This is a genomic window from Xanthomonas translucens pv. undulosa, assembly GCF_017301775.1.
GTDB lineage: Bacteria > Pseudomonadota > Gammaproteobacteria > Xanthomonadales > Xanthomonadaceae > Xanthomonas_A > Xanthomonas_A translucens.
Map to the genome: position 1 here is coordinate 2,169,491 of NZ_CP063993.1, position 25,198 is coordinate 2,194,688.

At 68.6% G+C, this 25,198-nt stretch carries 22 protein-coding genes and 1 pseudogene; 6 read left to right on the forward strand and 17 right to left on the reverse strand.

Features of this window, described 5'->3' with window-relative positions:
- The first annotated feature begins 797 nt into the window (after positions 1-797).
- Positions 798-1,778 (forward strand): type III secretion protein, encoded by a 981-nt coding sequence (locus ISN38_RS09215; RefSeq protein ID WP_206712177.1) that lies wholly within the window; start codon positions 798-800, stop codon positions 1,776-1,778.
- A 166-nt stretch (positions 1,779-1,944) separates the two neighbouring features.
- Here the strand turns inward: ISN38_RS09215 and ISN38_RS09220 are convergent, their stop codons facing one another.
- The 9 genes from ISN38_RS09220 to ISN38_RS09260 form a co-directional block, all read right to left on the reverse strand.
- Positions 1,945-2,934, reverse strand: a complete 990-nt coding sequence (locus ISN38_RS09220) for a YheT family hydrolase (protein ID WP_038234258.1) — start codon at positions 2,932-2,934, stop codon at positions 1,945-1,947.
- A gap of 71 nt (positions 2,935-3,005) precedes the next feature.
- The gene (locus ISN38_RS09225; RefSeq protein ID WP_003469090.1) at positions 3,006-3,800 is read right to left on the reverse strand and encodes a lysophospholipid acyltransferase family protein; all 795 of its coding nucleotides are present in this window, start codon (positions 3,798-3,800) and stop codon (positions 3,006-3,008) included.
- 76 nt (positions 3,801-3,876) lie between these two features.
- Positions 3,877-4,296: a hotdog fold thioesterase gene (locus ISN38_RS09230; protein ID WP_003469092.1), complete on the reverse strand. Its 420-nt coding sequence runs from the start codon at positions 4,294-4,296 to the stop codon at positions 3,877-3,879.
- A gap of 256 nt (positions 4,297-4,552) precedes the next feature.
- Entirely contained in the window at positions 4,553-6,556 is a 2,004-nt protein-coding gene (locus ISN38_RS09235) for a phospholipase D family protein (protein ID WP_047324404.1), read from the reverse strand.
- Positions 6,553-7,101 carry a YceI family protein gene (locus tag ISN38_RS09240; RefSeq protein ID WP_229017753.1) on the reverse strand — a complete coding sequence of 183 codons (549 nt, stop codon included), beginning with the start codon at positions 7,099-7,101 and terminating at the stop codon, positions 6,553-6,555. Before ISN38_RS09240 ends, ISN38_RS09235 begins: the two co-directional genes overlap by 4 nt.
- 56 nt (positions 7,102-7,157) lie before the next feature.
- A complete protein-coding gene (locus ISN38_RS09245) occupies positions 7,158-7,634 on the reverse strand; it encodes a SixA phosphatase family protein (protein WP_038234246.1) in 477 nt (158 codons plus the stop codon).
- Between the two features lie 14 nt (positions 7,635-7,648).
- Positions 7,649-8,281, reverse strand: coding sequence for a ParA family protein (locus tag ISN38_RS09250; RefSeq protein WP_003472836.1), 633 nt, complete (start codon positions 8,279-8,281; stop codon positions 7,649-7,651).
- A gap of 319 nt (positions 8,282-8,600) precedes the next feature.
- On the reverse strand, positions 8,601-9,515 hold the full coding sequence (locus tag ISN38_RS09255; protein ID WP_206712178.1) for an AEC family transporter: 915 nt from the start codon (positions 9,513-9,515) through the stop codon (positions 8,601-8,603).
- A gap of 392 nt (positions 9,516-9,907) precedes the next feature.
- Positions 9,908-10,516, reverse strand: coding sequence for a tetratricopeptide repeat protein (locus tag ISN38_RS09260; protein WP_206712205.1), 609 nt, complete (start codon positions 10,514-10,516; stop codon positions 9,908-9,910).
- Positions 10,517-10,705: 189 nt separating this feature from the next.
- On the opposite strand from ISN38_RS09260, the gene ISN38_RS09265 reads away from it, so the two are divergent.
- Positions 10,706-14,413 carry an indolepyruvate ferredoxin oxidoreductase family protein gene (locus ISN38_RS09265; RefSeq protein ID WP_206712179.1) on the forward strand — a complete coding sequence of 1,236 codons (3,708 nt, stop codon included), beginning with the start codon at positions 10,706-10,708 and terminating at the stop codon, positions 14,411-14,413.
- 367 nt (positions 14,414-14,780) lie between these two features.
- Here the strand turns inward: ISN38_RS09265 and ISN38_RS09270 are convergent, their stop codons facing one another.
- The 4 genes and pseudogenes from ISN38_RS09270 to ISN38_RS09285 all read right to left on the reverse strand — a co-directional run.
- Positions 14,781-15,569 carry a hypothetical protein gene (locus ISN38_RS09270; protein WP_004426664.1) on the reverse strand — a complete coding sequence of 263 codons (789 nt, stop codon included), beginning with the start codon at positions 15,567-15,569 and terminating at the stop codon, positions 14,781-14,783.
- Positions 15,570-15,744: 175 nt separating this feature from the next.
- Positions 15,745-16,347 carry a DUF938 domain-containing protein gene (locus ISN38_RS09275; protein ID WP_206712180.1) on the reverse strand — a complete coding sequence of 201 codons (603 nt, stop codon included), beginning with the start codon at positions 16,345-16,347 and terminating at the stop codon, positions 15,745-15,747.
- A 46-nt stretch (positions 16,348-16,393) separates the two neighbouring features.
- Positions 16,394-17,272 carry an NYN domain-containing protein gene (locus tag ISN38_RS09280; RefSeq protein WP_038240184.1) on the reverse strand — a complete coding sequence of 293 codons (879 nt, stop codon included), beginning with the start codon at positions 17,270-17,272 and terminating at the stop codon, positions 16,394-16,396.
- 294 nt (positions 17,273-17,566) lie between these two features.
- Positions 17,567-17,786, reverse strand: a pseudogene (locus ISN38_RS09285) (EcsC family protein); the annotation flags it as partial.
- Positions 17,787-18,021: 235 nt separating this feature from the next.
- Between ISN38_RS09285 and ISN38_RS09290 the strand changes: the two are divergent.
- Positions 18,022-19,023, forward strand: coding sequence for a hypothetical protein (locus ISN38_RS09290; protein ID WP_047324402.1), 1,002 nt, complete (start codon positions 18,022-18,024; stop codon positions 19,021-19,023).
- 452 nt (positions 19,024-19,475) lie between these two features.
- Here the strand turns inward: ISN38_RS09290 and ISN38_RS09295 are convergent, their stop codons facing one another.
- Positions 19,476-20,291, reverse strand: a complete 816-nt coding sequence (locus ISN38_RS09295; protein ID WP_171815551.1) for an EcsC family protein — start codon at positions 20,289-20,291, stop codon at positions 19,476-19,478.
- Between the two features lie 113 nt (positions 20,292-20,404).
- Entirely contained in the window at positions 20,405-21,814 is a 1,410-nt protein-coding gene (locus tag ISN38_RS09300; protein WP_206712181.1) for an MFS transporter, read from the reverse strand.
- A 368-nt stretch (positions 21,815-22,182) separates the two neighbouring features.
- On the opposite strand from ISN38_RS09300, the gene ISN38_RS09305 reads away from it, so the two are divergent.
- The 3 genes from ISN38_RS09305 (at position 22,183) to ISN38_RS09315 (ending at position 23,700) form a co-directional block, all read left to right on the forward strand.
- A complete protein-coding gene (locus ISN38_RS09305; protein WP_206712182.1) occupies positions 22,183-22,665 on the forward strand; it encodes a hypothetical protein in 483 nt (160 codons plus the stop codon).
- Entirely contained in the window at positions 22,605-22,826 is a 222-nt protein-coding gene (locus tag ISN38_RS09310) for a lysozyme inhibitor LprI family protein (protein WP_003472986.1), read from the forward strand. The genes ISN38_RS09305 and ISN38_RS09310 overlap by 61 nt, the downstream gene beginning before the upstream one ends.
- Before the next feature lie 454 nt (positions 22,827-23,280).
- A complete protein-coding gene (locus ISN38_RS09315; RefSeq protein WP_206712183.1) occupies positions 23,281-23,700 on the forward strand; it encodes a BA14K family protein in 420 nt (139 codons plus the stop codon).
- A 182-nt stretch (positions 23,701-23,882) separates the two neighbouring features.
- On the opposite strand, the gene ISN38_RS09320 is transcribed toward ISN38_RS09315, so the two are convergent.
- Complete coding sequence (locus ISN38_RS09320) at positions 23,883-24,353, reverse strand: hypothetical protein (protein ID WP_003472984.1); 471 nt, start codon at positions 24,351-24,353, stop codon at positions 23,883-23,885.
- An 88-nt stretch (positions 24,354-24,441) separates the two neighbouring features.
- On the reverse strand, positions 24,442-25,104 hold the full coding sequence (gene trhA, locus ISN38_RS09325; RefSeq protein ID WP_003472983.1) for a PAQR family membrane homeostasis protein TrhA: 663 nt from the start codon (positions 25,102-25,104) through the stop codon (positions 24,442-24,444).
- Positions 25,105-25,198: the final 94 nt, after the last annotated feature.

Here is a 25,198-nt window from a genome sequence, read left to right on the forward strand (position 1 = left end):
TGCCGGGGAGCGCATGGCTCAGGCGCGCAGGCTACCGTCACAGCGGCGAACGCCAGGAGGCATATGTATCAAAATGGTCAACAGAGCGCGGGCTGCAACTGGACGACAAGCGCACGATGCTGGACGAAGGCTTGTGAGCCTATCGGCTCAGCGAGACGTGAACTCAGGGCGCTCGGGACGTTCCTTGTGGAATTGAGGCCAGGCGGTAGCGGAAGGATCGGTGCTTGTCGTCGAGGGGCCAGACTGCTTGCAAGCGCCTTACCAATCCAGGGCAATGCATAACTGGCCAAGATCGTAAATGCCAGCGCCACGGGGATCGCCGCCAGCGACGGGAATGCCTGCAAATGCATCCTCAAAAACTCTGCAGAGCGGAATCAACGGGGTGATTTGCGTGTGCCTATCGAAGCTTATGCCGCCACTTGCAATGGGCCAGCTTTGTGCCACGGGAGTGAAACAGCGACCAATGTCAGCAGCCCGAGCGATTGCGAGGACTGCAGAGCGCATCAGGGTTCCGGCGCGCCCGCGGCGGGTCGCTGCATCGCTTCGCCATGCAGTGACACTCTTCGCAATTGCCTTTCACCGCCAGCGGCAACCAGGCAAAGCTAGCCGTACATTGCACTAGGATGATCGAACGGCTTACCGCGTATCCGTGCCTCGGCGATCGGAGATTCCGCTAAAGGTGAATAGAGATGGGAATTTGCTGCTCCAAATCCTCCGGGTCCTCCAGACATGACACATATGCCACGGAGGCGCCATCGCGCGCATCCACGGCGCCGGGCAGTGACAGCAGCAGCCCGATGCAATCGCCGGAGCTATCATCGCTGAGAGTCTCCCTTGGGACGCGTCCCGCGGCGCTGCGCAGGGGTGGAGATGCGCCTCTGGAGCAACATCAGATCCAGCAGGCCGCCTACCATATGGGAGCTTATGTCGTCGGTGACCAGGTCACGATTCCGAGAAGACTCGCGACAGCCGGGCAAACCGTTCACGACGTCCGCCTACTGCTCAAGCACGGCCGGGGAAACGTCAAAGCGGACGACATTCCCTCGTACGGCCACAACGGCATCGGATCGTCGGTCGCAAAGATGGCAAAGGGAGGCGGTAGCAGCAAGGTTGCAAGGGCCGTCGTCATGGGGGCGGCGGTCTGCGATCAGCAAGCTCCCCTGACCGCCATGGTCCACGCTCCACACATGGCAGCCAACGAGCAGAGTGTGACCTTTGAAGCTCGCGTGCCGATGAAAGAGATAAAGGACGAAGGTAATGAAATACCCGTCAGGACGAAACACACCTGGAACGAACTGCAACGTATAAGCCGCGATCCGACGTCGACCGTGGTCATGGATGCGTGGGCCAACGGCCCGGCAGTTCGCTTGAAAGACAGTGCATGGAACGCAGAACCGGCCACGAAAGGTGCTTGGTCGATGGACAAAAGCAGAGCCGAGTTACTGAAAGAGCGTATCGAGGGGTTGGTTCCCTTGATTCATCCGGACCACGATTCCGTCACGGCCGCAAACTTACGCTGCAGGAGAAATGCCCCCGTATCGTGGGAAAAATACGCAGAATCACAGGTGATTTCAGCGGAGTTCGCCAACAGTGTGCGCAACGCATTGTCCTGTGTTCCTGCACACCAGCAGCGGGAAATCGCGTCACGGATGATCCAGGAAGCCTATGGAACGGATCCTGGCTCTTACGCGCACCAATCCGCGGTTGAATCAGTTCTGGTGGCAGCCAACCACCTGGACTCCCTGCCTCGGCCTCCTGTCGTACCACCGGAATACTGAGCGCACGAGGGTCGATCCGGCCGCCGTGGATGGGCGATGTGCGCGCCACCGATTCCAGGGTCCAGGCGGCGCAGATTGATATCGGTAGGGTTGCTGACCCTGACATCGGCGATCTCGATGCTCGTACGCGTGACGCCCTGCAGGCGGAATGCCGTCCAGCCTGTGCTCAGGCGCGCAGGCCGTCGGTCAGGCGCTCGGCCACCCAGCGTTCGGCGAACCCGTCGCCGCGCGCGTTCTCGATGAAGCCGCAATGCCCGCCCCAACGCGCGATTTCCAGCCGCGCCAGGGCAGGCAGGCGCAGGTTGCGGAAATCGTCCAGCGGGATCACCGGGTCGTCCTCAGCCATCAGGATGTCGGCCGGCACGCTCAGGTTGCGCAGGCGCTCGCCGGCGATCGAATAGCTTTCGAAGTACGCGTCCAGGCTGGCGAAACCGGCGTGGCGCTGCGCCAGCCAGCCCATCAGCTCGCGCATGTCCAGCGCCAGCGTGGCGTCGTCGTAACCGTGCCGCTCGGGGAACAGTTCGCGCTTGCGCAGCAGCGACTCGCGCCACCTGCGGCGGAAATACCAGTCGTAGAACTGCGGGCCGTTCTCGATCCGCTGCATGGTCGTGGCCGGATCCAGCAGCGGACACACCGCGGCCACGTGCTGCAGCGGCAGACCAGCGGCCGGCGCGCGCAGTGCCAGGCGCAAGGCGAAGTTGCCGCCCAGCGAATAGCCGGCGGCCAGCAGCGTCGGCGCCGGGAAGCGCCGCCACAGGTCGCCGGCGGCGTTGACCACTTCGTCCAGGCGCTCAGAATGGAACAGGTCCACGTTGAGGTGGTGGGTGCCACCGTGGTCGCGGAAGTTGAGCCGGAACACCTGGTAGCCGCGCGCCAGCAGCTGCGCGGCGGTCAGGCGCATGTAGCCGGAGTCGGCGCTGCCTTCCCAGCCGTGCAGCAGCAACACGGTGCCACGCGGCTCGGTGCCGGCCGGCACGCTGAGCCAACCCTGCAGGCGCACGCCGTCGCCGCCATCGAGGATGTGCGAGGTGGTGGTCGCGCCGCTGGCGGCGAGCAGTTGTTCGCCGCGGCGCACGCGCAGGGCGCTGGAGCCCAGCACCGATTGCAGGTGCGGGTTGCGCAGCCAACGCGGGGGAAGGTAGTCGGCAGCATTCATCATCGGCAGCGAGCTTGCCCCGTGCGAGTGGAGCAATGGATCAAATCGACCGGGCCGCGGTGTTCCATGGTTCAGCGTTGCGCCATCGCCGCGACGATGCGCGCGCGCGCGATCTCGGCGATGCCCCGGCGCCCTTCCACGTCCTGCAGCCGGATCGGCTGCAGGAAGTGCACCTCGGCCTCGCGGCCCGGCTCGCCGAGCAGGCGCAGGAAATTGGCGAAGAAGCTCTCGTGCGCGCCGAACGCGATCACCGTCTGCGCCGAGCCGCCGGCGCCGTAGCGCACCGCCACCGGCTGCACCGCCACCTCCGCTTCCACCGCGGCCTGAAAGATGCGCGCGTGGAACGGGCCGACATCGTGGCCGCCGCGGGTGCGTCCTTCCGGGAACACGCCGACCGAGCGCCCCGAGCGCAGCCGTTCCAGCATCGCCTGCAGCACCCCGCCCAACGATTCGGTGTTGCCGCGCTGGTGGAAAATGGTCTGGCCGCGCGCGGCCAGCCAGCCGACCAGCGGCCAGCCGGCGATCTCGCGCTTGGCGACGAAGCCCATCATGCGCTGGCTGTGCAGCATCACGATGTCGATCCAGCTGACATGGTTGGCCACAAACAGCACCGGATTGGGCAGCGGCATGCCGACCCGGCGCACGCGCAGGCCGAAGATGCGCAGCAGCCAAGTCGACCACCAGCACACCATGCGGTCGCCGAACGATTCGACGCCGGCGCGGCCGGGCGACAGCGCCACGCATGCCAGCAGCAACGGCAACGACAGCGACACGTGCAACGCCAGCAGCGGAATGCGGTAAGCGTAACGGACCCAGCGCAGCGCAGCGCCGTGTTGGCGCGTGGCGGGTGAAGAGAACTCGCTCATTCGGGTCAAGATACCGGAAGCCGGGTGGGAAGCGCCCTATTGTGTCAGCATGAGGAAGGTTGCGACTGAGCGCACGCTAATTGCCCGCGATCACCGCCAGGGTCAGCCGCGATACGCAGACCGGCTTACCGGCCGCATCCTCGATGCGGATCTCCCAGACCTGGGTGGCGCGGCCGAGGTGCAGCGGCCGCGCAGTGCCGGTGACCGTGCCGGTGCGAGCGGAACGCAGGTGGTTGGCGTTGATCTCCATGCCCACGCAGAGCTGGTCCGCTTCCACGCACAGGTTGCCGGCGCCGCTGCCCAGTGTTTCGGCCAGCACCATCGAGGCGCCGCCGTGCAGCAGCCCGTACGGCTGTCGCGTACGCGCATCGACCGGCATCGTCGCGCGCAACCAGTCCGGCCCGGCGTCGGTGAAGACGATGCCCAGGTGCGCGATCAGGGTGCCGCGAGCGTCGGCGTTGAGGGCATCGAGATCGACGGGTTCGCGGAAGGTCATCGGGCAGGGTCCGTGGACGAGGAGGGCGCCAGCCTAACGTCAAACGGTACCGCGGGCGATGCGGTGCGCCAAGCACGCGTGCGCCCGTCGGCAATCGCTCCGCCACCAGGTTCCTGGGACGCCGGCTTCAGGCAGCCTGGCCCGCAACCGGGCATCGGCGACGGAGGCGATGCATCAGGCGCTTGCGCCTTTGCGGCCCAGCCCCGGGCCACGCGCTTTTCCGAGTCCCCGGTCGCGAGTCCCGAATCCCGGCCTCTCAAAGTATCGGCACCAAGCCCGAGCCGAACGCCGTCAGCATCCGCACCAGCAGCCACTTCGGGCCGACGTTGACCTCGGGGAAGTCGCCGACCGCGTTGTAGCAGCGGTGGAAGCCGGGATCGCGCCGGGTCAGCGGCGCCGGGCATTCGGGGCCGGGCTGGAATGCGTAGTTGGTGGCGTAGCGCCATGGCCAGAAATCCAGCACCGGCAACGCCTCGGAGGCCTTGCCCATGCTGTAGTTCAGGCCCGACAGCAGCGGCGGCTTGACCCGCGCTGCCACCGTCCACGAGTTCTCCGGCTCGATGTCGCGGCCGATGCTGGCGGCCAGCGCCTGGGCGAAGGCCGGGTCGTCGATGATCACCGCGCCCTCGGTGTTGTAGGTCTCGCTGCGCGGGTCGAAGTTGTGGGTGCCGATCACGCCGACGCGGCGGTCTACCACCAGCGACTTGGCGTGCAGGCCCATGCGCGCGCCGTCGCGGGTCACCGGCAGCGGCCGGTTGGCGACGCGGCGGCTCAGCAACGAGGGCCGGGTCTCGGTGCGCAGCACGCGCCGATCGACCTGGCTGCCGTCGGCGCGACGGCGGCTGCCGGAGGGTCCGCCGCTGCCGCTGCCGAGCACCGAACTGCGGCCGCTGCGCGCATTGCTGCCGGCGGCGCTGCCGCCGATCAGCGGATTGCGGCCGCCGGCCTCCCCGGCGTCGGGCAGTTGCAGCGGCGACGGCAGCAGGTTGGCGTAGTCCACCGGCGCGTCCAGCGGGAACGGCTTGTATTCGTAGATGTCGAAGCCCAGCTCGCGCAGGTTGCGGCGCTTGTACTTGTACGACAGCGCATACACCACCGGGTTGTCGGTACTGGCCAGGCTGTTGGTGGCCACGATCACCTGCGGCGGCTGCGCGCGCTTGCGCAGGTCGCGGAAGATCGCCTGCGCCGGATCCGACAGCACCAAGTACGGTGTCTGCAGGATGATCTCCTGCTGCGCCTCGGCGATCAGCTTGTCCAGCCTGGGTGCGGTCGAGATCGCCTTGGGGCCGTGCTCGCGGCGATGCTTCTGCGGCAGGTCGGCGACGTAGTCCACGTGCCTGACCGGCAGCGCCGGCAGCACGAAGGCGTCCTCCACGAAGGCCGGATCGGCGGCCTCTTCGCTCACCCGCTGCACGCGCTGTGGGCGCAGGAACTGGGCGGGCGGCAGCTGCGGCACGCCCTCGCGCAGCAGCAGCTTACCCACGTCGTTGAGCCGTGCCACCGGCACGCTGCGCCGCGCCGCCCAGTAGGCATCGAAGCTGGCGGCCATGCTGCGCGCCACCGGCCCGGCCACCAGCACGTCGCGGTCGCGGAAGTTGTACTCGCTGTCCCAGTCGTAATAGTCGTCCTGGTAGTTGCGCCCGCCGACCACGCCGATCGCGTCGTCCACCACCAGCAGCTTGTTGTGCATCCGCTGGTTGAAGTGGCGGAAACAGCACAGCACGCTGGCGGCGTAGTGCAGGTAGTTGGGCTTGGCCAGGCCGAAGGTGGGGTTGTAGATGCGCAGCGAGAAGTTCTGGTGCGCCCCGGCCAGCGCGCCGAGGATCTGCAGGTCGGAGATCGCCGACAGCTGGTCGATCAGCACCCGCACCTGCACGCCGCGCCGCGCCGCGGCCAGCAGCTCGTCCATCACCAGCCGCGCGCTGTCGTCCTTGTCGAAGATGTAGGTCTGCAGGTCGATGCTGCGGCTGGCGCTGCGGATCAGGTTGACCCGTGCCACCAGCGCTTCCTCGCCGTGGTCCAGGATGGTGGCGTAGTGGCGCGGCGCGGCGCCGCCGGCGGACTCGGCGAAGGCCTTGCCGGCCAGCGCGCGCAACGGCGAGGCCAGCGCGCAGTGATCGCGCTGCGCGCAGTCGACGCGGCCGTCGCGCGCGGCCTCGGCGATCGCCACCGCGCGGCCGTGCTGGGCCTGCGACAGGCTCGCGCAACCGCTGCCGAGCAGCAGCGCCGCCAGCACCAGGACCCGCAGCAGCGATGTCACGGAGCGTCCGCTGCCGTCAGCCGTGCACGCAGCACGAAGGTGACCCGATCGCTCAAGGCCAGATCCCACTTATCCATTCCATAACGTCCACGCAGAACCGTACCGCGGCTGATCACGTCGCAATCATAGCCTGGGCGGCTGCAGGCCGCCGGCATCAGGGTCAGCGTCTCGGTATGGCCGACCCCGCGGATGCTCAAGGTGCCAACCAGCGCACCGCCCGTGGTCAGCAGCTCCGGGGAGAACGGCTGCGAATCGAAAGAGACGGTCGGAAAGCGTTCGGCGTCGAAGAAATCCTCGCCGCGCATCCAGCCGGAGTAGCGCGGCTTGCCGGGAATCTGCACGTAGGCGGTGAACAGGCGCAGGCGCACCTGGTGGCGGCCGTCGGGCAGCATTTCCACGGTGCCTTCGAAGCGCGGGAAGAAGCCCTCGATGCGCTGCCCGAAGCGGGTGCGGATCTCGAAGCCGAAGCGCGACTGGGCAGGATCGAGGGCGCGTTCTCCCGGCGCCGACGGCGGCGCCTGCGCGCTGCCCCAGCCAGGCAGCAGGCATAGCGACAGCAGCGCGGTGCACAGCGCCGAGCGCAGGCACCGGCGCGGTGCGTTCAGGGCCACCAGAATGCGGTCAACCGCGCCACGCCCGGTTCGATCGCCGCATCCTGCGGCACCGTCAACACCACCACGCTGGCGGTGGGCATGCCGCGGTAGTCGCCGGACTGGCCGCTGTGCATCAGCGCCGCCAGCTGTTCCAGGCCGGGGTTGTGGCCGACCAGCAGCAGCCGCTCGACGTCGCGGTGTTCGTCCAGCAGCGCGGCCAAGGTGCCGGAGGTGGCCTCGTAGGCCCGTGGCTCCAGGCACTGCTCGACATAGCCGGTCAGCTCCAGCACCGCTTCCAGGGTTTCGCGCGCGCGCCGCGCCGGCGAGCACAGCACCCGGTCGGGCACCAGCCGCTGCTCCAGCAGCCAGCGCCCGGCGGCTTCGGCCTCGGCCAGGCCGTGCGGCGACAGCGGCCGGTCGACATCTGCCTGGCCGGTATCGGCCGGTTCGGCATGGGCATGGCGCAGCAGGATCACTTCACGCAGGGCGATGGTCATGGTCAGGCCTTCTTGAGCCACTTGAGCAAGGGTTCCCAGTCCTGCTGGTGATCGCGCACCTGGGCAGAACGGTAGTCGAACAGGCTGCGGCCGAGGCCGACCAGCACTACATAGGCCTGGCTGTCGCGCAGCTGCGCCAGCAGCGGATACGGCCAGCCGCCGAGCATTTCCAGCGCCTGTTGCGCGGCGTGGGTCCACGGCTTGCTGCGGTTGATCACCAACCCCACCGGCAACTTGCGCTGGTGCACCCGCGGCACCTTGGCCAGGGTGTTGAGGAAGCCGACGGTGGCCTCGATGTCCAGCGCCGACGGCATCACCGGCACCACCACCGCATCGGCCTCGTCCAGGAACTGGGACAGATCCTCGGCCATGGCGCCGGCGGCGCCGTCGATGATCACCCGCTGGGTGTCGTCCGGCAGCGCCGCGCGCCAATTGCGTTTGCGGCTGGCGTCGATCGGCAGCACCGCGCTGTCCAGGCCGGCGCGTCGCTCGGCCCAGCGGGTCGAGGAGCCCTGCGGATCGGCATCGGCCAGCACCGTCCGTTTGCCGGCCAGCGCGTAGTACGCAGCCAGGTGCGTGGCAATGGTGGTCTTGCCCACGCCGCCCTTGGAGCCGGCCACCAGGATCGTCTTCATGCGCGCCTCGCTTCCGGAAAGAAGAGGCCGCAGCGTACACCGGCCCCACGTTGGCCGATAGTCAACGCGTGGCGGGCGGGCCGGCGCGTTGCTATCGTGGCGGACCAACGGCAACGGCTCGCCCATGAGCGAGCTGCCGCTGCAGGAACGCGCGGCACGCGGCCGCTGTCGGTCATGATGGCCGAACAGGTGCAGGCGATGCGCGAATGGGCGCGCGAGCGTACGGTGCCGGCGGATTGAGGAGCCGCGTTTTTGCAGGAGGGATTCCATCCCGACCTGGCATTGCCGGTAACGCCCCGGCCGCGCTTGCACCCCTTGCTTACGGAAGCGCCCCCAGCAGCCACGCCCAGGCCGGCAAGGTGACCAGCGACAGCAGGATGCCGTAGCCGACCAGCGCCGCCGCCAGCCGCGGCGCCAGCCGGTGCGAGATGGCCAGCGCGGCGGCGGTGATCATCGTCGGCATCGCCGATTCGAGCACGTTGGCCTGCAGCAGCTGCCCGCGCAGGCCTAGCGCCCACGACAGCGGCCAGGCCAGCGCCGGCAACAGCAGCAGCTTCAGCAGCAAGCCGGCGGCGAGCGGCTTCAGTTCCTCGCGCGGCAGCCGCAGTTGGATCGAGAAGCCGACGGCCAGCATCACCAGCGGCAACATCGCATCGGCCAGGTGCTGCAGGCCCGAGGCAATCCATGCCGGCGGCTGCTTGGGCATCAGCGTCAGCGCGAACGCCAGCGCCCACAGCGGCGGGAACCGGGCCATGCGCAGCAGCGTCTGCCGCGGCGTCGGCGGCGTCTCGCCGCTGTAGCGGGCCAGCACGTACAGGCCGAAGCTGGACAGCAGCACGAAGGTGCCGAACTGGTCGTAGACCACCGCATACGGCAGCGCCGCCTCGCCGAGCAGCGCACGCACCATCGGATAGCCGATGAAGCTGGAATTGCTCAGGCCCACGCACAGCAGCAGCGCTGCGTGCTCCTCGCGGCGCAGGCGCAGCGGCAGGCGCAGCGCCAGCACCGCCAGCACGGTGACACCGGCCAGCAGCCACGGGGTCAGCATCAGCCCGAGCAGGGACAGGTTCAACTGCAGGCGCGGCACGTAGATCAGCACCAAGGCCGGCAGGCACAGGTACAGCACCACGCGGTTGAGCACATCGGTGGTGTTGAGCGGCAGCGCGCGCAGGCGCGCGAACAGCTTGCCGAGCGCCAACATGGCCAGGATCAGGGCGAACGCGTCGAAAGCCATCGGCACAACGGGAATCTGGCGGGTACGTCGGCATCATCGCATGCGCGTGCCGGCAGGCCGGTCGATCAGATGCACCGCGGCGCGCGGCGCAGCGGCGCTTACGCATGCAGCGTTCGCGCGTCGGGGCTCTTGTAGGAGCGGCTTGAGCCGCGACGGACGAAGCGGCGGGCCTGACGGCGACGGAGACTGTCGCGGCTGAAGCCGCTCCTACAGTGCACCCAGCCGGCCTCCCGCAGGCCCCTGTGGGAGCGACTTCAGTCGCGACGAACGGAGCGCTGCAGTTGACGACCGCGCACAGCATCGGGGCCGAAGACCCTGCTGCAGTGGCCCAGCCGCGCCATCGCCAGCTGCGGTGGCGGCGACTCAGGCCGCGGCGCGGAGGCAAGCGCAGCTCAAGGCCAGGCGGGCGGCTTGGCCTGCCAGGCGGACTGCACCTCGGCCAGGGTGGCGCATTCGTCGTCGCGCCAGGCCGGCAGCAGCTTGGCGAAGTCGGCGCCGCCCCCCCACTGGTCCGGCCAGGTACGCACCGCGGCGGCATACCACTTCACCGCCTCTTCCTTGCGGTCCAGCCGCCACAGCACCAACGCCAGCGTCGGCGGCAGCCAGTCCGGCGCGGCCGGGCGGCCGTTGACCAGGCCGCTCCACTGCGCCAACGCGCGCGCCGGATCGCCGGCGCGCAACAGGTCCCAGCCGTAGTTCCACTCGATCTGGCGACGCGGCGCGCCGGCGTTCAGTGCGTGCAACGCCGTCTGGTACAACTCTTCGCCCAGTGCGCGGCGCCCGCCGGCCATGGCGATTGCCGCCAGCTGCGCGCGCGCCTCAACCGCTTTCGGATCGCGCTGCACGGTGCTGGCGAGACGATCGACCAGCGCCTCGCCGCTGCCGGCGATCGCCGCCACCGGCCGCGTAGTGCTGCGGTCCTGGTCGAAATAGAACTCCTTGGGCGCCGGCAAGGCCTGCGCGTGCGCATCGACCGCGGCCATGCCCACCCAGGCCAGCATCGCGGCCAGTGCGTATCTATGTGCATTCACTGCTGACAATTCCCTGGAGGTGGCCCCTCCCCCGTCCGCATCCTAACCGCGTCCGCCGCCAGCGGCGAGGGGCTGGCTCACAAAATGCCGCTGATACAATCGGGGGATCGTGCCTGGCCTGCGCCGCGCACGCGCCAGCCTTCCATCTCCGGGCACGCCATGAACCGCATCGCCGATCCGCGTCTGCCGTCTTCCCTCGCCGCACCGGCCGCCGACAGCGTGGATGGCGGCTATACGCTGGAGCACAAGTACACCCGCACCGACGGCCGCATCTACCTGTCCGGGGTACAGGCCTTGGTGCGCCTGCCGCTGATGCAGCAGCTGCGCGACCGTGCCGCCGGGCTGAACACCGGCGGCTTCGTCAGCGGCTACCGCGGCAGTCCGCTGGGCGGCTTCGACCTGGAACTGTGGCGCGCGCGCAAGCACCTGGACGCGGCCAAGGTGAAGTTCCAGCCCGGCCTCAACGAGGACCTGGGCGCGACCATGGTGTGGGGCACGCAGCAGACCAACCTGTTCCCCGGCGCGCGCGTGGATGGCGTGTACGCGATGTGGTACGGCAAGGGCCCGGGCGTGGACCGCTGCGGCGACGTGTTCAAGCATGCCAACGCCGCCGGCACCTGGCGCCACGGCGGCGTGCTGGCGCTGGCCGCCGACGACCACGCCTGCCGCAGTTCGACCCTGCCGCACGGCTCGGAAGAGGAATTCGTCAGCGCGATGATGCCGGTGCTCAATCCGGCCGGGGTGCAGGACATCCTCGATCTGGGCCTGCTCGGCTGGGCGATGAGCCGCTACACCGGGCGCTGGATCGGCTTCAAGACCATCGCCGAGACGGTGGAATCCTCGGCCTCGGTGGAAGTGGATCCGTTCGCGCAGCAGATCGTGCTGCCGGAGGATTTCGAACTGCCGCCGGGCGGGCTCAACATCCGCTGGCCGGATCCGCCGCTGGACCAGGAGATGCGCCTGCACCGTTACGCGGTACGCGCCGCGCAGGCCTTCGCCCGCGCCAACGGCGTGGATCGCACGGTGATGGATTCGCCGCACGCGCGGCTGGGCATCGTCACCACCGGCAAGAGCTACCTGGACGTGCTGCAGGCGCTGGAATACCTGGGCCTGGACGCGCGCGCCTGCCGCGATATCGGCATCCGCGTGTACAAGGTCGGCATGACCTGGCCGCTGGAGCCGATCGGCATCGCCGCGTTCGCGCAGGGCCTGGACGACATCGTGGTGGTGGAGGAGAAGAAGGCCTTCATCGAACGGCAGATGAAGGAGCAGTTCTATAACTGGCCGGCCAGCGCCGGTCCGCGCCCGAGCATCGTCGGCAAGTACGACGAGGCCGGCGAGTGGATCCTGCCGTCCACCGGCGAGCTGACCCCGGCGACCATCGCCGCGGTGATCGGCAAGCGCATCCAGCGCTTCTGCGATACCGAATCGATCGAGCAGCGGCTGCGCTGGATGGAGGCCAAGGAAGCGGAAATGGCCCTGCCGCGCGCCAATTTCCCGCGCGTGCCGCACTACTGCTCCGGCTGCCCGCACAACACCTCCACGGTGGTGCCGGAAGGCTCGCGCGCGCTGGGCGGGATCGGCTGCCACTACATGGTGACGTGGATGGACCGCTCCACCGACACCTTCACCCACATGGGCGGCGAAGGCGTCACCTGGGCCGGGCAGGCGCCGTTCACCGACACTCCGCACGTGTTCCAGAACCTGGGCGACGGCACCTATTTCCACAGCGGTTCGCTGGCGATCCGGCAATCGATCGCCGCCGGCGTCAACATCACCTACAAGATCCTCTACAACGACGCGGTGGCGATGACCGGCGGGCAGCCGGTGGACGGCAGCCTCAGCGTGCCCGACATCGCCTGGCAGATGCGCGCCGAAGGCGTGCACAGCATCGCCCTGGTCAGCGACGACATCGGCAAGTGGACGCGGCGCCGCGAGCTGTTCCCGAGCGACGTCGAGTTCCACGACCGCGGCGAGCTGGACGCGGTGCAAAAGCGCCTGCGCGAGGTCAAGGGCACCAGCATCCTGATCTACGACCAGACCTGCGCCACCGAGAAGCGGCGCCGGCGCAAGCGCGGCAAGCTGCCCGATCCGGCAAAGCGCGTGCTGGTCAATTCGCTGGTCTGCGAAGGCTGCGGCGATTGCGGTGAGAAGAGCTTCTGCGTGTCGGTGCTGCCGAAGGAGACCGAGTTCGGGCGCAAGCGCCAGATCGACCAGTCCGGCTGCAACAAGGATTACTCCTGCGTCTCCGGCTTCTGCCCCAGCTTCGTCACCGTGCACGGCGGGCAGCTGCGCAAGGGCGGCAAGGCCGACGCGGCCACGCAGCTGCAGGACCTGCCGCTGCCTAGCTTCCGCAGCGACCTGAGCCAGCCCTGGAACATCCTGATCACCGGCGTCGGCGGCACCGGCGTGGTCACCATCGGCGCGCTGCTGGGCATGGCCGGACACCTGGAAGGCAAGGGCGCCAGCGTGCTCGACCAGACCGGGCTGGCGCAGAAGGGCGGCGCGGTCACCACCCATATCCGCCTGGCGCGCCAGCCCGAGGATCTGCACGCGGTGCGCATCGCCGCCGGCGAGGCCGACCTGGTGCTGGGCTGCGACATGGTCGTGGTCAACGACTACTGGGCGCTGTCCAAGGTGCGCGGCGACCGCTCGCAGGTGGTGCTCAATACCTACGAAGCGATGCCCGGCAGCTTCACCACGCACCCGGACATGCAGTTCCCGGCTGCCGACATTGTCGCCGGCGTGCGCCTGGCCCTGGGCGGACGCGAGCCCTTGCTGCTCGACGCCACGCAACTGGCCACCGCGCTGCTCGGCGACGCCATCGCCAGCAACCTGTTCATGCTCGGCTATGCCTGGCAACAGGGGCTGGTGCCGCTGTCGTACGCCGCGCTGATGCGCGCGATCGAACTCAACGGCGCTGCCGTGGCGATGAACCAGCAGGCCTTCGCCTGGGGCCGCCTGGCGGCGCTGGACCTGGCCGCGGTGCAGCAGGCCGCGGGCATGCCCGGCAGCGTCGCGGCCGGGGCCGAACCCACCGCGCAACGCCTGCAGCAACTGCCGCCCGGCGAGTGGGAAGGCCACGAAGGCGGCGCCAGCGCTACGCCGCGCGATCCGCACAACGCGTGCCAGGCGCGCGACCTGCCCGCCGCCGGCGACGCCGCCGACCGCGGCCATGCGCCGCTGGACGACACCCGCCTGTCGCGCTCGCTGCACGAACTGGTCGCGCGCCGCCGCGCGTTCCTGGTCGATTACCAGGACGCCGCCTACGCCGCGCGCTACGCCGCGCTGGTGGAGCGCGTGCGCGAGACCGAGCAGCGCGTCGCCGCCGGTTCCACCGCATTGACCGAGGCGGTGGCGCGCTACGCGTTCAAGCTGATGGCGTACAAGGACGAATACGAAGTGGCGCGGCTGTACACCAGCGGCGATTTCCAGCGCCAGCTGCAGCAGCAGTTCGACGGCGCCTATTCGCTGCGCTTCCACCTGGCGCCACCGCTGCTGGCCAGGAAGGACGCGCAGGGCCGCGCGTTGAAGCGCGAGTACGGGCCGTGGATGTTCACGGCCTTCAAGTGGCTGGCCAAGCTGCGCGTGCTGCGCGGCGGCGCGTTCGACCTGTTCGGCTACAGCGCCGAACGCCGCGGCGAGCGGCAGCTGATCGCCGACTACGAACGCACCGTGGGTGAGCTGCTGGAACGCCTCGGCGCCGACAACCTGGTGCTGGCCGTGGAGATCGCCAGCGTGCCGGAACACATCCGCGGCTACGGCCACGTCAAGGAAGCGCACCTGCACGCAGCCAAGCAGCGCGAAGCACGGCTGCTGGCGACCTGGCGCAATCCGAAGGCGCTGCATATCGTGCAGGCGGCTTGATGGAGAGTCGGCCGCGGATCGCGCTGTTGCGATGTGCTGCGCCGTCTCCGCCATGGGGCAGCGCTTGCTTGGTGGCGCGGCGTCAGCGACTCAGCAATGCGAGCACGACTGCTGACATGCAGCGCTACGCATCACTACTGAAGTCGCTCCCACACGTGTCAGCACTCGAGTGGCAGGACTGGTCCGAATCCAGCAGCAACTAGCACAGCCTTGTCTGCAAGGCCCCCGATGTCTGTAGGAGCGGCTTCAGCCGCGACCGGGGCGTTACCGGTAAGTCCCGGTCGCGGCTGAAGCCGCTCCTACAGGTCGGAAAGCGCGCATTGCCAGACATCAGGCATGGGTGCCCTGGCCTGGCGATGCGCCCGGTTCAGACCCCCGGATCCGGCGGCGTGCCGCGACCCGACCCGTGGTAGCGGTCGGAATAGAAGGCCTCGCGCACCGCTGCCTTGGCCTGCTCCCAGGTCAGCCGCGAGCGGTCCTTGGCGCGTTCCCAGCCGCTTTCCAGATCGGTCTCCAGGCGCTCGTCCCAGTCGCGGCCCTGATGGCGGCTGCGCGCCTGAACACCGTAGCGGTAGGCCGGACGATAGTCGTCGTAGCCGGCCTCCGCATCGCGGTAGTCCACGCTGTCGAAGCGCTCGGCGTAGTAGCGATCGCTGTCTTCATAGGTGCGATACGTGGTGTCCGCACGCTGCCAGGAATCGCGTGCCGCCAGGCGCGCATCCTCCCACTCCAGGCGCGAGTCGCCGCGGCGCGTACCCCAGTCGCGCGACAGTTCGGTTTCGCTCTCTTCCCAGCTACGGGTCGGATACTGCTCGCGCGCCTGCAGGCCGAGGCCATAGGCAGCCGCGTAATCGCGCTCGTAGTCGTAGTCGGACTTCACGTAGTCGCGGTTGCGGTATTCCTCGCGCCAATACTCGGCTTCGCCCGTGGGGTCGATGCGTTCGGCCACGCCCTTGCCCGCGGCCGCGCCGGCGACCACGCCGACCGCGGCGCCGATCAGCGTGCCGAGCGGACCGAACACGGTGCCGGCCAGCGCGCCGGCGGCGACGCCGCCCGCGGCGCCGCCGATGCCGACCCCGACCGGATGCGAACCCGGCGTGCCGGAGATGGGATCGCGATTGAGATCGCGCGCTTCGTTGCTGCTGCTCATGCTCATGGGAACGCTCCGCCGTGATAAGGGTCACCGGCCATCTGCATCGGCCCGTGGTGATCGCACAGTGGCGAAGGTACGGTTAATCCCCCGTGCCACCGGGGTGAGCGCGCGATGAGGCTGCGCCCGGGTCCCGTCACGCCTTCGCAACGGCGGCGGCGGCAAGCGCGCGGCGCGTGCCTCAGCCGCGCCGCCACACCAGGCAGCGATTGTTCGCCGGCATTGGCACATCCTCCTGCAGCAACAGGCCCTGCGCCTGCGCCAGCGCGGCGACCGCCTTGAAGTCGCGGATCCCGCTGGCGGCATCGCGCGCCTTCAGCCAGGCGTCGAACGCGCGATTGCTGTCGCTGCTGAACGTGCCGCCGTAGTTGAACGGCCCGTACACCGCCAGCGTGCCGTCATCGCCGTTGGCCAACAACTTGCCGACACCGGCGAAGAACGCCTGCACCGCGGGCCAACCCATGATATGCAGCGTATTGGCGGTGAACACCGCATCGTAGCCGGCACTCGGCCATGGCCCTTGCTGCACGTCCAGCGCCAACGCCGGAGGCGTGTTCGGCAATGCCGCCGCGTCCAGCCAGTGCGCGATGCCGGGCAGATGCTCGGCACGCTCACTGCATTGCCAGGTCAGCTGCGGCAGCGCGGCGGCGAAATGCACCGCATGCTGGCCGGTACCGCTGCCGATCTCCAGCACCTGCCGGCGGTCGGCGAAATGCCGCTGCAGCACATGCAGGATCGGCGTGCGATTGCGCTCGCAGGATGAGGCGTAGGGTTTGTCGGTCATCGCCATTTCTCGGCTGCGCGCGCCGCAGCGCCGGGTGTCGGACGACTCAACTGCGCGAACGCACGAAGATGCGCTTGCCGCTGCCTTCGTTGCCGCGCTCCTCGAGTTCGAACTGCGCCGACAGCCGGCGCAGCAGGTCGCTCAGCTTCTTGTGCCCGTACAGGCGCGGATCGAAATCTGGGCGCACCTTGTTGAGATAACTGCCGACGCTGCCAAGCCCGGCCCAGCCCTGGTCGTCGGAAGCTTCCTCGATCGCCTGGCGCAGCAGTTTCAGCGGTGCCGACAGCGGCGCGGCCTTCGCATCGGTCAGCATGGCGGGCGCCACGGTGGTCGCGGCCACGGCAGCCGTCGCCTCGGGCTTGGCCGTTTGCGCAGCCTGCGCAACGTGTGGCGTCTTGCGTCCCTTGCGCGCCGGCTTGGCAGCAGCGGCCGCCGGCTTGGAAGGTTCGCTGCTGGCCGCCTCGCTGCGCAGCACTTCGGTGTAGATGAACTTGTCGCAGGCCTGCACGAACGCATCCGGGGTCTTGCGCTCGCCGAAGCCGTACACGGTCGGCCCCTCCTCGCGCAGGCGCTGCGCCAGGCGGGTGAAGTCGCTGTCGCTGGAGACCAGGCAGAAGCCGTCGAAGCGGCCGGTGTACAGCAGGTCCATCGCATCGATGATCAGCGAGCTGTCGGTGGCGTTCTTGCCGCTGGTGTAGGCGAACTGCTGCACCGGACTGATCGAGTGCTTCAGCAGCGCCTGCTTCCACTGGGTCATGCGCGTGCTGGTGAAGTCGCCGTAGATGCGCTTGACGCTGGCCACGCCGTACTTGGCCACTTCGGCCAGCAAGCCTTCGATCACCGACGGTTGCGCGTTGTCGGCATCGATCAGCACCGCCAGGCGCGGCTGGTCGTCGTCGGTCTCGGATCTGGAACGGGTTTTCATGGCGAGGCCCTGCGTGGAAACGAAAGCGGCGGCAGCGCCGCGCTGGCACGCTGCGGCGCCAGCTGCCACTGTGCCACTGCGGGGCAGCGGCGGCCAGTGCGTGGCGATGACGAACGCATGGCCCATGCCGTCCCCTGCATGCAGCTCCGCTTCGCTGCCCGGATCGATCAGGCGCGAAAGGGTGTAGGCGAGCCGCACGCGTGCCGGTGACGAACGCAGCGGCGGGAAGCGATGCGGCTGCGCTGGCTTACGCCGACGTCGGCAACGCCTCGTAGGCGTGCCGCACCGCGGCTTCGCCGTGCGCACCGCGAAGTAGCCCGATTCGCTGCCATCGTCGCGCGCACTGCAGCCGCCGTGCGCCAGCACTTCCAGGCAGGCCAGGGTGGTGGCCGGATCGTCCAGCCGCTCGCCCTGGGCGCGGGCGATGTCGGCGATCGAACGCAGCATCAGCGTGGTGGTCAGCGGCAACTCCACCAAGCAGCCCGGGCAGGCCGAAGAAACCGCCGATCGTGCCTGGGTTCGCACGAGGAAGTCCGCGGCGTCAGAGTGCCAATGTCGGTATTCGCCCCCGGACCGGCCACTTGCCCGCCCACTCGCCCTCGCCGTCGCACCCCTCCATGCTCGGCAGGATGCGGGGATGGATGGCGGGAGGCTCGTCCAGCAAAGCTCCGGAACCCACGGCCTAGATCGATGCCAACCTCGCGCAGGCAAAGGCCGCCAGGATAAACCTGCTTGATACTGCAGTCGCAGTGTCCCGTTCGTCTGACATCACCCTGCGTGTACAACAAGGCGCGCACCAGTTCTACACGTACCGCGCAGCGGACGCATCCGGCGCGAATACGACGATCCTGGCCCCAGCCCAGGAGTTGATCCCCAGGCTGCTGCGATCTGACCGGTTGATCGAGCTTTCGCAGAGCCACCTGGATCGGCTCAACGCGCTCGCCACCAGGCATCCCAGCGTCAAGACGCAAATGCCGGACACCAAAGCGCAGCTGCGGGTGATCACTCCCACGGTCGCTGCCAATCTGGCAGCGGCACGCGAGGCCATCGACCTGGTCAAGGCACTTCTTCCCTACGGGTCTGGCAACCAGATCAAGGACGTCGCCGCGACCGGGGGTGAAAGTATGCTCTGCTCCTTGATGTCGAATAGATTGAATGGCCGCCCGGCGGCCCGCGCCTTTATTGCGATCCAGTCACAAGGTGGCTATTGCAACGCGCAGGCTGCCCTGACGTACCAACTGCTCTCGCAGAATCCTGCGCTGAGGGAGTGCAGGATCGACATGGTGGACGGAGCAGACCACGTGTTCGTGGTGATCCGGGGGCAGAAGCCCGCACACGATATCGTGGTGGATTCGTGGGCGCCTTTCGCCTCACCCACGCTTGTCCAGGATGCACTCTCCATGCATCGGACGCTGCTACGCGCAGGAAAGTTCAGTAACACCAAACCTGTCGGCACCGTTCTGCCGGCCCTGAACACCCAGGAGGCGCTGAGTGAGCTGGCTATCCAACGTGATCGTTACCCGTCGATACGCGAACAGTTCTTCGCTGAAAAATACCGAAACCCCGACAACGCCATCATCAACAATCTGAGGAATCCGTGGGATCAATGGGATACACCCTTCAACGGCAATCCCAATGTCCGCTATGACGTACGTGACGACTCCGGCCGCCGGTTGATCGACGGTCCGCTCAGGTTCGACATGCAGCGGATCGCAGTCTCGCCCGGACCCTACCAGCCACCGGCTGCATGACGCCCGCCGAAGCAGGTGCATGCGCGACTCGCCCTGAATCGCTCAACGCCATGCAGGCCGCAATCCAAACCGGCCTCCCTGGGCATCGAATAACCCGTCGTACTGCTGCAGCAGCTTCATGCGGGTATTCACGAAGGCCGGGCGCCCGAACATCTGTGCAGCCGAGTCCTGGGCGACCGCGCGACCGGCAGAGCATGCGAAGCGCGAGGGCCGATTGACGAGCACGGTCCGGGCGCACCGGCCCCGCCCGCATTGAACGCATACCGGCCACCGGCACCTGCGCACCCGGAAACAGCAGTTGCACCGGAGTGCCATCCTTTATCAGGTCGTTGCTGGTATGGCCCGACTGGCTGGGGTTGGGGATCTGCACTCTCGGCAGCGATGACGGGCCTGCCGCCGTGAAGTGGACCAAGTACTGCGGCGTGGATGCCGAGGAGGCCTGGTGTTTGACACTAGCGCGACGCCGGCAACGCCTCGTAGGCCTGCCGCACCGCGGCCTCGCCGTAGCGGCGTTCCAGCCGGCGCACGATGAAGTGGCCGCGCGCCATCGCCTGGAAGTGGGACATGAACACCGTGTTGAGCAGCGCGCCGCTGGCCGCGCCGACCAGTGGTACGGCCTGCGCCGCCAGTTTTTCGCTGACCGTGATCGAAAACTTCGCCGCGATCCGCGACATCAGAGACACCAGTGCCGGCGCGCCCTTGCTGCCGATGCCGTGCGCGGCGACGTATTGCGCGGCGGCGCTGAGCTGTTGCGCCATCGCCGTGCGTACCGCGAAGTAGCCCGATTCGCTGCCATCGTCGCGCGCACTGCGGCCGCCGTGCGCCAGCACTTCCAGGCAGGCCAGGGTGGTGGCCGGATCGTCCAGCCGCTCGCCCTCGGCGCGGGCGATGTCGGCGATCGAACGCAGCATCAGCGTGGTGGTCAGCGGCAGCTCCACCAGCAATCCGGGCAGGCCGAAGAAACCGCCGGCTGCGCCGGTGGCGGCCACCGCCATGCCATGCAGGCGCGGCCGCGCCCTACCCGGCGCCTGCGTGCGCAGGGTCAGCAGCGCCGAGCGCAGGGCGATGCGCAGCGCGCGCTGGCTGACCGCGTCGATGCGCGAGGACAGCGCCTTGGGCAGGCGCTTGCTGAGCAGATCCTCGATCGGCGCACCGACCGTATTGGCGATCTTCGCCGCCAGGCCGGGATGTTCGAGCAGCGCATGCGCCTGGGCCAAGTCGCGGTGGTCGGCGGCATCCATGGCGGGAACGGGCAGATTGGAGGTCATGGCCAGAGGAGTCGTGGCGTGGGAGCGCACAGCATGCACCGGCCGCCGCCGCAATGTTGTCGAGGGCAGATGACGAACGCGGGAAAGCGCGTACCCGGCCGGTCGCCGCTGCCCTACCCGGCGATCTGCTCCAGCGTGCGGTTGCGGGTGCGCGGGCCGAAGAGGCCGATGATCGCGGCCACCGCCAGCAGGCTGGCGACGATGAAGGCAAGCACCCCGTGGCTGCCGGTACGCTCCAGCAGCAGGCCGATCAGCAGGCTGCTGCCAGCGGTGGACAGGCGACTGAAGGAATAGCAGAAACCCACCGCACGGGCGCGCAGCGCGGTCGGGAACAGCTCGGCCTGGTAGCCGTGATAGGCGAAGCTCATCCAGGCATTGCAGAAGGTGATCGCCGCGCCGCAGGCAATGATCGCCAACGGCTGGGTCTGCCAGGCGAACAGCGTGCCGAACAGCACCGCGCCGAGCGCCGACCACACCACCTGCCACTTGTTCTCCCAGCGTTGGGCGCCACGCAGCAACAGCAGCGGTGCCAGCGGATACGCCAGCGAGATCGCGAACGCATAGCCCAGCCCGTGCACGCTGTCCGCGCCTTGCGCCGACAACAACGTCGGCAACCAGTTGCCGAAGCCGAAGAAGCCGATCGCCTGGAACACATGGAACGCCACCAGCATGACCACGCGGCGCCGGTAGGGCGCCTTCCACAGCGCGGCGAAACGCGGCTGCGTCGCAGCGCAGGCGAGCGGTGGTTCGATCTGCGGCGTGTCCAGCGCGCGGCCCAGCTCGGACGCGCAGCGTGCTTCCAGAACGCACAGCACAGCGTCGGCCTCGGCATGCCGGCCCTGCGCCGCCAGCCAGCGCGCCGATTCCGGCAGGCGCCGGCGCAGCCACCAGATCGCCACCGCGAACGTGCCGCTGAGCAACACCACCCAGCGCCAGCCGCTGACCCCGAACGGCGCATGCGGCACCAGCGCCCATGCGCTCACCGCCACCGCCGGCACCGCCAGGAACTGCACGAAGAACACGAACGCAAAAGCCGACCCGCGCATGTGCCTTGGCATCAGCTCGGACAGGTAGGTGTCGATGGTGACCAGCTCGATGCCCAGACCGATGCCGACCACGAAACGCCACCCGATCACCCCCAGCGCCGTGCTCTGCAGCCCCATCGCCACGGTCGCGGCGGTGTACCAGAGCAGGGCGAAGGTGAACACCGGGCGGCGTCCGAAGCGGTCGGCGAACGGACTGAGCAGGCTGGCGCCGAGAAACAGGCCCAGGAACGTCGCCGAAGCGAACGCGGCCTGGTCGGCGATGCCGAACGCGCCCGCCGCGCCGGTGGCGAAGATGCCGTCGCGCAGCAGGCCAGGGCTGATATAGGCGGTCTGGAACAGGTCGTACAGCTCGAAGAAGCCGCCCAGCCCGAGCAGCGCGACCAGGCGCCACAGCGTGGCCGTCGCCGGCAGGCGATCGATGCGCGCGGCCACCCGTGCAACGGGATCGTCGGAAACAGCGGCAACAGGGTCGAGCATGTGCAGGCACCGGTGGAAAGGATCGCCGGCAGCCTCAGCCATCGGCGAGGGCGCATGCTTACCGATTCCCCGGCGCAAACGCTAGCGCGGATGTCGGAAAGTGCCGACGCCTGCCAACTGGCGTTCAGCGGAACGTCGGCTGCGGATCTTGCGTGGCGCCAGCCAGCTGGCGCAGCAACGGCATATCCTGCTCGAATTAAAAGGTCGGCGGATCGGTGCGCTGCAGCGAGCCGTGCAGGCGCAGGCTGAGGATGTCGCGCGGCGCCCGCGTCTGGATTGGCGTCACAAGCAACCGTTCGGTCACGGGAGGATTCACCCAGCCAAGGCCAGGTTGCGGACGCAGGCCCAGGGCGTCGCAGCCGTGCACAGTGTTCCGTTGCGATCGCGCGCGCTACGCCGACCTGACCGTAACCTTCGCTATCCTTAGCAAAACATTAACCGCACGCTTGTTAAAGCTGTGCACATCAGGATCAGCATCGGCAGAACGGGGAGGACGTATGCAAAGCGAGGGAAACCAGCGCCGCTGGCTGTTGTGGATCGTGTTGCTGGCCACCGCGGCCGCCAGCGCCGAAGCCAGCGCGCAGCAGGATCAAGCACAACAACAGATCCAACAGCAACTGCAACAGCAACAGCAACTGCAACTGCAACTGCAACTGCAGCAACAATCGTCGGCAAACCCCAATGCGCCCAAGGGCTTGTCCGCCGCCTACCTGGACTGCCGCAAGCAGGCCAGCGGGGTGTACGCCAACAGCGCTGCATCGAACGCGAACGCAGAGCGCAGGAAGATCGCATGGCACGGGCCTACGACACCCTGCGCTACCGGCTCAGCGGCAGCGACAGGGCCAAGCTGATGGACGCGCAGTACACCTGGCAGCAATCCGATGCGCAGGCGGGAGATCTGGACAAGGCGCTCGGCGGCGGCGGCCAGGCAGCCGCCTTGCAGCGCGCAGAAGCGGCTTTGGAGCGGATCAACGCACGCGCCAACGAGCTGGAAAAGTACGCACGTCGCTGACCTGGTAAGCGCATGTGCGCATTCGCCGCGTCTGCGCGTGCGGCGGCACCGCTCAGCGCGTCGCCATTACCCGGCGTCGATAGAGGGTTGTGTCTGCGCGCGATTGCAGCCATCCGCAGCGGGGGAGCCCATCCACGCATACGCCATCGCTCTGGGCGACTGGCACGATGGCCCGACGTGCCCGCCGCCGGCACTGGTGGACAGGCCGCTGCGGCACGCGTTGCCGGCGCCGCAGGGGTTCGGCAGCGGTACGGCCGCCGGCTTCAGCGCATGCGAGCGCCGGGAAACGCCGTTGCCGTCCAGACTGGAAGCCGAGCAGGCGTGGCGGCAGCGATGACCCGCCGCGGCCGCGTCGTGCGCCAGGCGGGGGCCGGCATCACGGCGTGAGCGTACCGGTGCGCGTAGCGTCGGCACCGGATCGCACGCAGTGCGTTACCCGCCCATGGAAACTCGAATGAACAAGATGCTTAGAGTTGTGCTCGCTTGCGCCCTGGCCGCCGGCCTTCCCGCCGTTGCAGGCGCCGACCAGGTCCGGCCTCAGGACCGCCACGACGATGGCCGGCGCCACGACGACCCGCCGCGGCCGGGCCAACTCGGCCACGATCGCCGCGACGACAACCGCCATGACGATCGGCCAGGCGACCACCGCCACGACCACCGCCACGACCGCCGCAGGGACGATCGCCCGGACGACAGGCGCTATGGACGCTGGGATACCAAGTGGGGTCAGCGCCCGGGCAATCCCCCCGCGCACCGGTCGCGGCACGACGATTGGTATCGCCACGTGCACACCTGCCAGCAGCGCTACCGCAGCTACGACGCGCGCACCGACACCTTCGTCACCCGAGGCCGCCGTTTGCGCTGCGCGCTGTAAGCAGCAGGTGCCTGCCCACTCTGTGCGCACGCCGCGCAGCGGGGCGATGCAGGCGTGATGCCGGGTCAGCGCAACGCGGGGGGGCACGGACCGAATCCCGAATGCAGCGGCGCGATCGGCCACGGGATGGGGGCGCGGCCGGCGAGCCACTCAACCCGACCGCCGCACCCGCCGGGACACGCTCACGGCTTGCCCGCGCAATCCGCGTTCTGCGCATCGCAGAACGCCGCCGCACGACGGCTCTGCGCGTCGCTCAGCGGCGGTGGGCGGGCGATGGCCGACTGAACCTGGTCCGGCGCGCCGGTGAGGGTGTGCAGGCCCTTGGCGACCTTGCCGGCAACGTAATAGACGCCGAGCGCGAGGTAGCCCCCGCCCTGGCTGACCTGCTCCACCGAGGGCGGTGGCCGCCAGTCCTTGTCGAAGCGGCTGGGTTGGGCGCTGACCGGATTCTTGAAGCGGTACAGGTCCAGCGGCTGCTCCTGGTCCGGCGGCAGCGCGCGCACTTCGTCGAGGGTCTGGATGTCCTGCGGCGGCGGGCTGGCCGCGGCGGGCGCGGCTACGGGTGCGGGATCGAGGGCGGCCTGCTGGGCATGCGACTGCCCGACCACGCCAAGCAGCGCGGCGGCAACGACGGAACGCACGGCATTGCTCATCGAGATCGGTCCTTTCCCAGGCATACCCATTGCAGATGCCGAGCTTACGGTTGCCGGCTGAACGTCACCAGCGCCGCGCCGTGGACGCTCAGGCCGCCTGCAACGGCTGCAGGCTCAACCAGATGGCGCACCAGTGCGACAGTGCGCCGCCCACCACGTGTGCATGCCAGATGGCACGGTTGTAGACCATCGACTTGCGCACGTAGAAGCCCACGCCAACGGTGTAGAACATGCCGCCGGCGGCGATGCACCACAGCACGGCGCTGTCCAGGCTGGCCATGAGCGGCTTGATCGCGACGATACCGGCCCAGCCCAGCAGCAGGTAGATCGCCACCCAAAAGCCCTTGCTGATACCCGGCAGGAACAGTTTGGCGAACACGCCGAACAGCGCCACGCCCCACACCGCCAGGGTCATCGACCAGACCCAGGCGCCGGACAGCGCCAGCACGAACAGCGGCGTGTAGGAGCCGGCGATCATCACGAAGATGCCGGCGTGGTCGAGCTTGCGCAAGATCGGCTGGCGCTGTGGCGGGGCGAAGTTGTAAGCCGCCGAGCAGGCGAACATCACCAGCATCCCCAGCGCATAGACGCAGGTGGCCAGGAGCAGCGTGTGGTTGGCGTGGGGGCGCCAGATCAGCATGGCGCCGCCGACGATGGACAGCAGCAGGCCGGCGGCATGCACGATCAGGTCGGCGCGGCGGGCGCCGGCGGTCTTGTAGTGAGCGGCGATAGTAGGGGCAGGCAGGGACAAGGCGAGTCTGCGGCGCGTCGGGGGACGGCGCCGCTGCGCTAGGGGGGAGCACAGGATACGCGCTGGCCGCGACGATCAGGTCAGCGTTGTCGGT

Excerpts from the sequence above, each read along its gene's own strand:
- ISN38_RS09215 (WP_206712177.1), top strand. The coding sequence starts at position 798 with ATGCAATCGCCGGAGCTATCATCGCTGAGAGTCTCCCTTGGGACGCGT.
- ISN38_RS09220 (WP_038234258.1), bottom strand. The coding sequence starts at position 2,934 with ATGAATGCTGCCGACTACCTTCCCCCGCGTTGGCTGCGCAACCCGCAC.
- ISN38_RS09225 (WP_003469090.1), bottom strand. The coding sequence starts at position 3,800 with ATGAGCGAGTTCTCTTCACCCGCCACGCGCCAACACGGCGCTGCGCTG.
- ISN38_RS09230 (WP_003469092.1), bottom strand. The coding sequence starts at position 4,296 with ATGACCTTCCGCGAACCCGTCGATCTCGATGCCCTCAACGCCGACGCT.
- ISN38_RS09250 (WP_003472836.1), bottom strand. The coding sequence starts at position 8,281 with ATGAAGACGATCCTGGTGGCCGGCTCCAAGGGCGGCGTGGGCAAGACC.
- ISN38_RS09255 (WP_206712178.1), bottom strand. The coding sequence starts at position 9,515 with ATGGCTTTCGACGCGTTCGCCCTGATCCTGGCCATGTTGGCGCTCGGC.
- ISN38_RS09260 (WP_206712205.1), bottom strand. The coding sequence starts at position 10,516 with ATGCTGGCCTGGGTGGGCATGGCCGCGGTCGATGCGCACGCGCAGGCC.
- ISN38_RS09265 (WP_206712179.1), top strand. The coding sequence starts at position 10,706 with ATGAACCGCATCGCCGATCCGCGTCTGCCGTCTTCCCTCGCCGCACCG.
- ISN38_RS09270 (WP_004426664.1), bottom strand. The coding sequence starts at position 15,569 with ATGAGCATGAGCAGCAGCAACGAAGCGCGCGATCTCAATCGCGATCCC.
- ISN38_RS09275 (WP_206712180.1), bottom strand. The coding sequence starts at position 16,347 with ATGACCGACAAACCCTACGCCTCATCCTGCGAGCGCAATCGCACGCCG.
- ISN38_RS09280 (WP_038240184.1), bottom strand. The coding sequence starts at position 17,272 with ATGAAAACCCGTTCCAGATCCGAGACCGACGACGACCAGCCGCGCCTG.
- ISN38_RS09295 (WP_171815551.1), bottom strand. The coding sequence starts at position 20,291 with ATGACCTCCAATCTGCCCGTTCCCGCCATGGATGCCGCCGACCACCGC.
- ISN38_RS09300 (WP_206712181.1), bottom strand. The coding sequence starts at position 21,814 with ATGCTCGACCCTGTTGCCGCTGTTTCCGACGATCCCGTTGCACGGGTG.
- ISN38_RS09310 (WP_003472986.1), top strand. The coding sequence starts at position 22,605 with ATGGCACGGGCCTACGACACCCTGCGCTACCGGCTCAGCGGCAGCGAC.
- ISN38_RS09315 (WP_206712183.1), top strand. The coding sequence starts at position 23,281 with ATGAACAAGATGCTTAGAGTTGTGCTCGCTTGCGCCCTGGCCGCCGGC.
- ISN38_RS09320 (WP_003472984.1), bottom strand. The coding sequence starts at position 24,353 with ATGAGCAATGCCGTGCGTTCCGTCGTTGCCGCCGCGCTGCTTGGCGTG.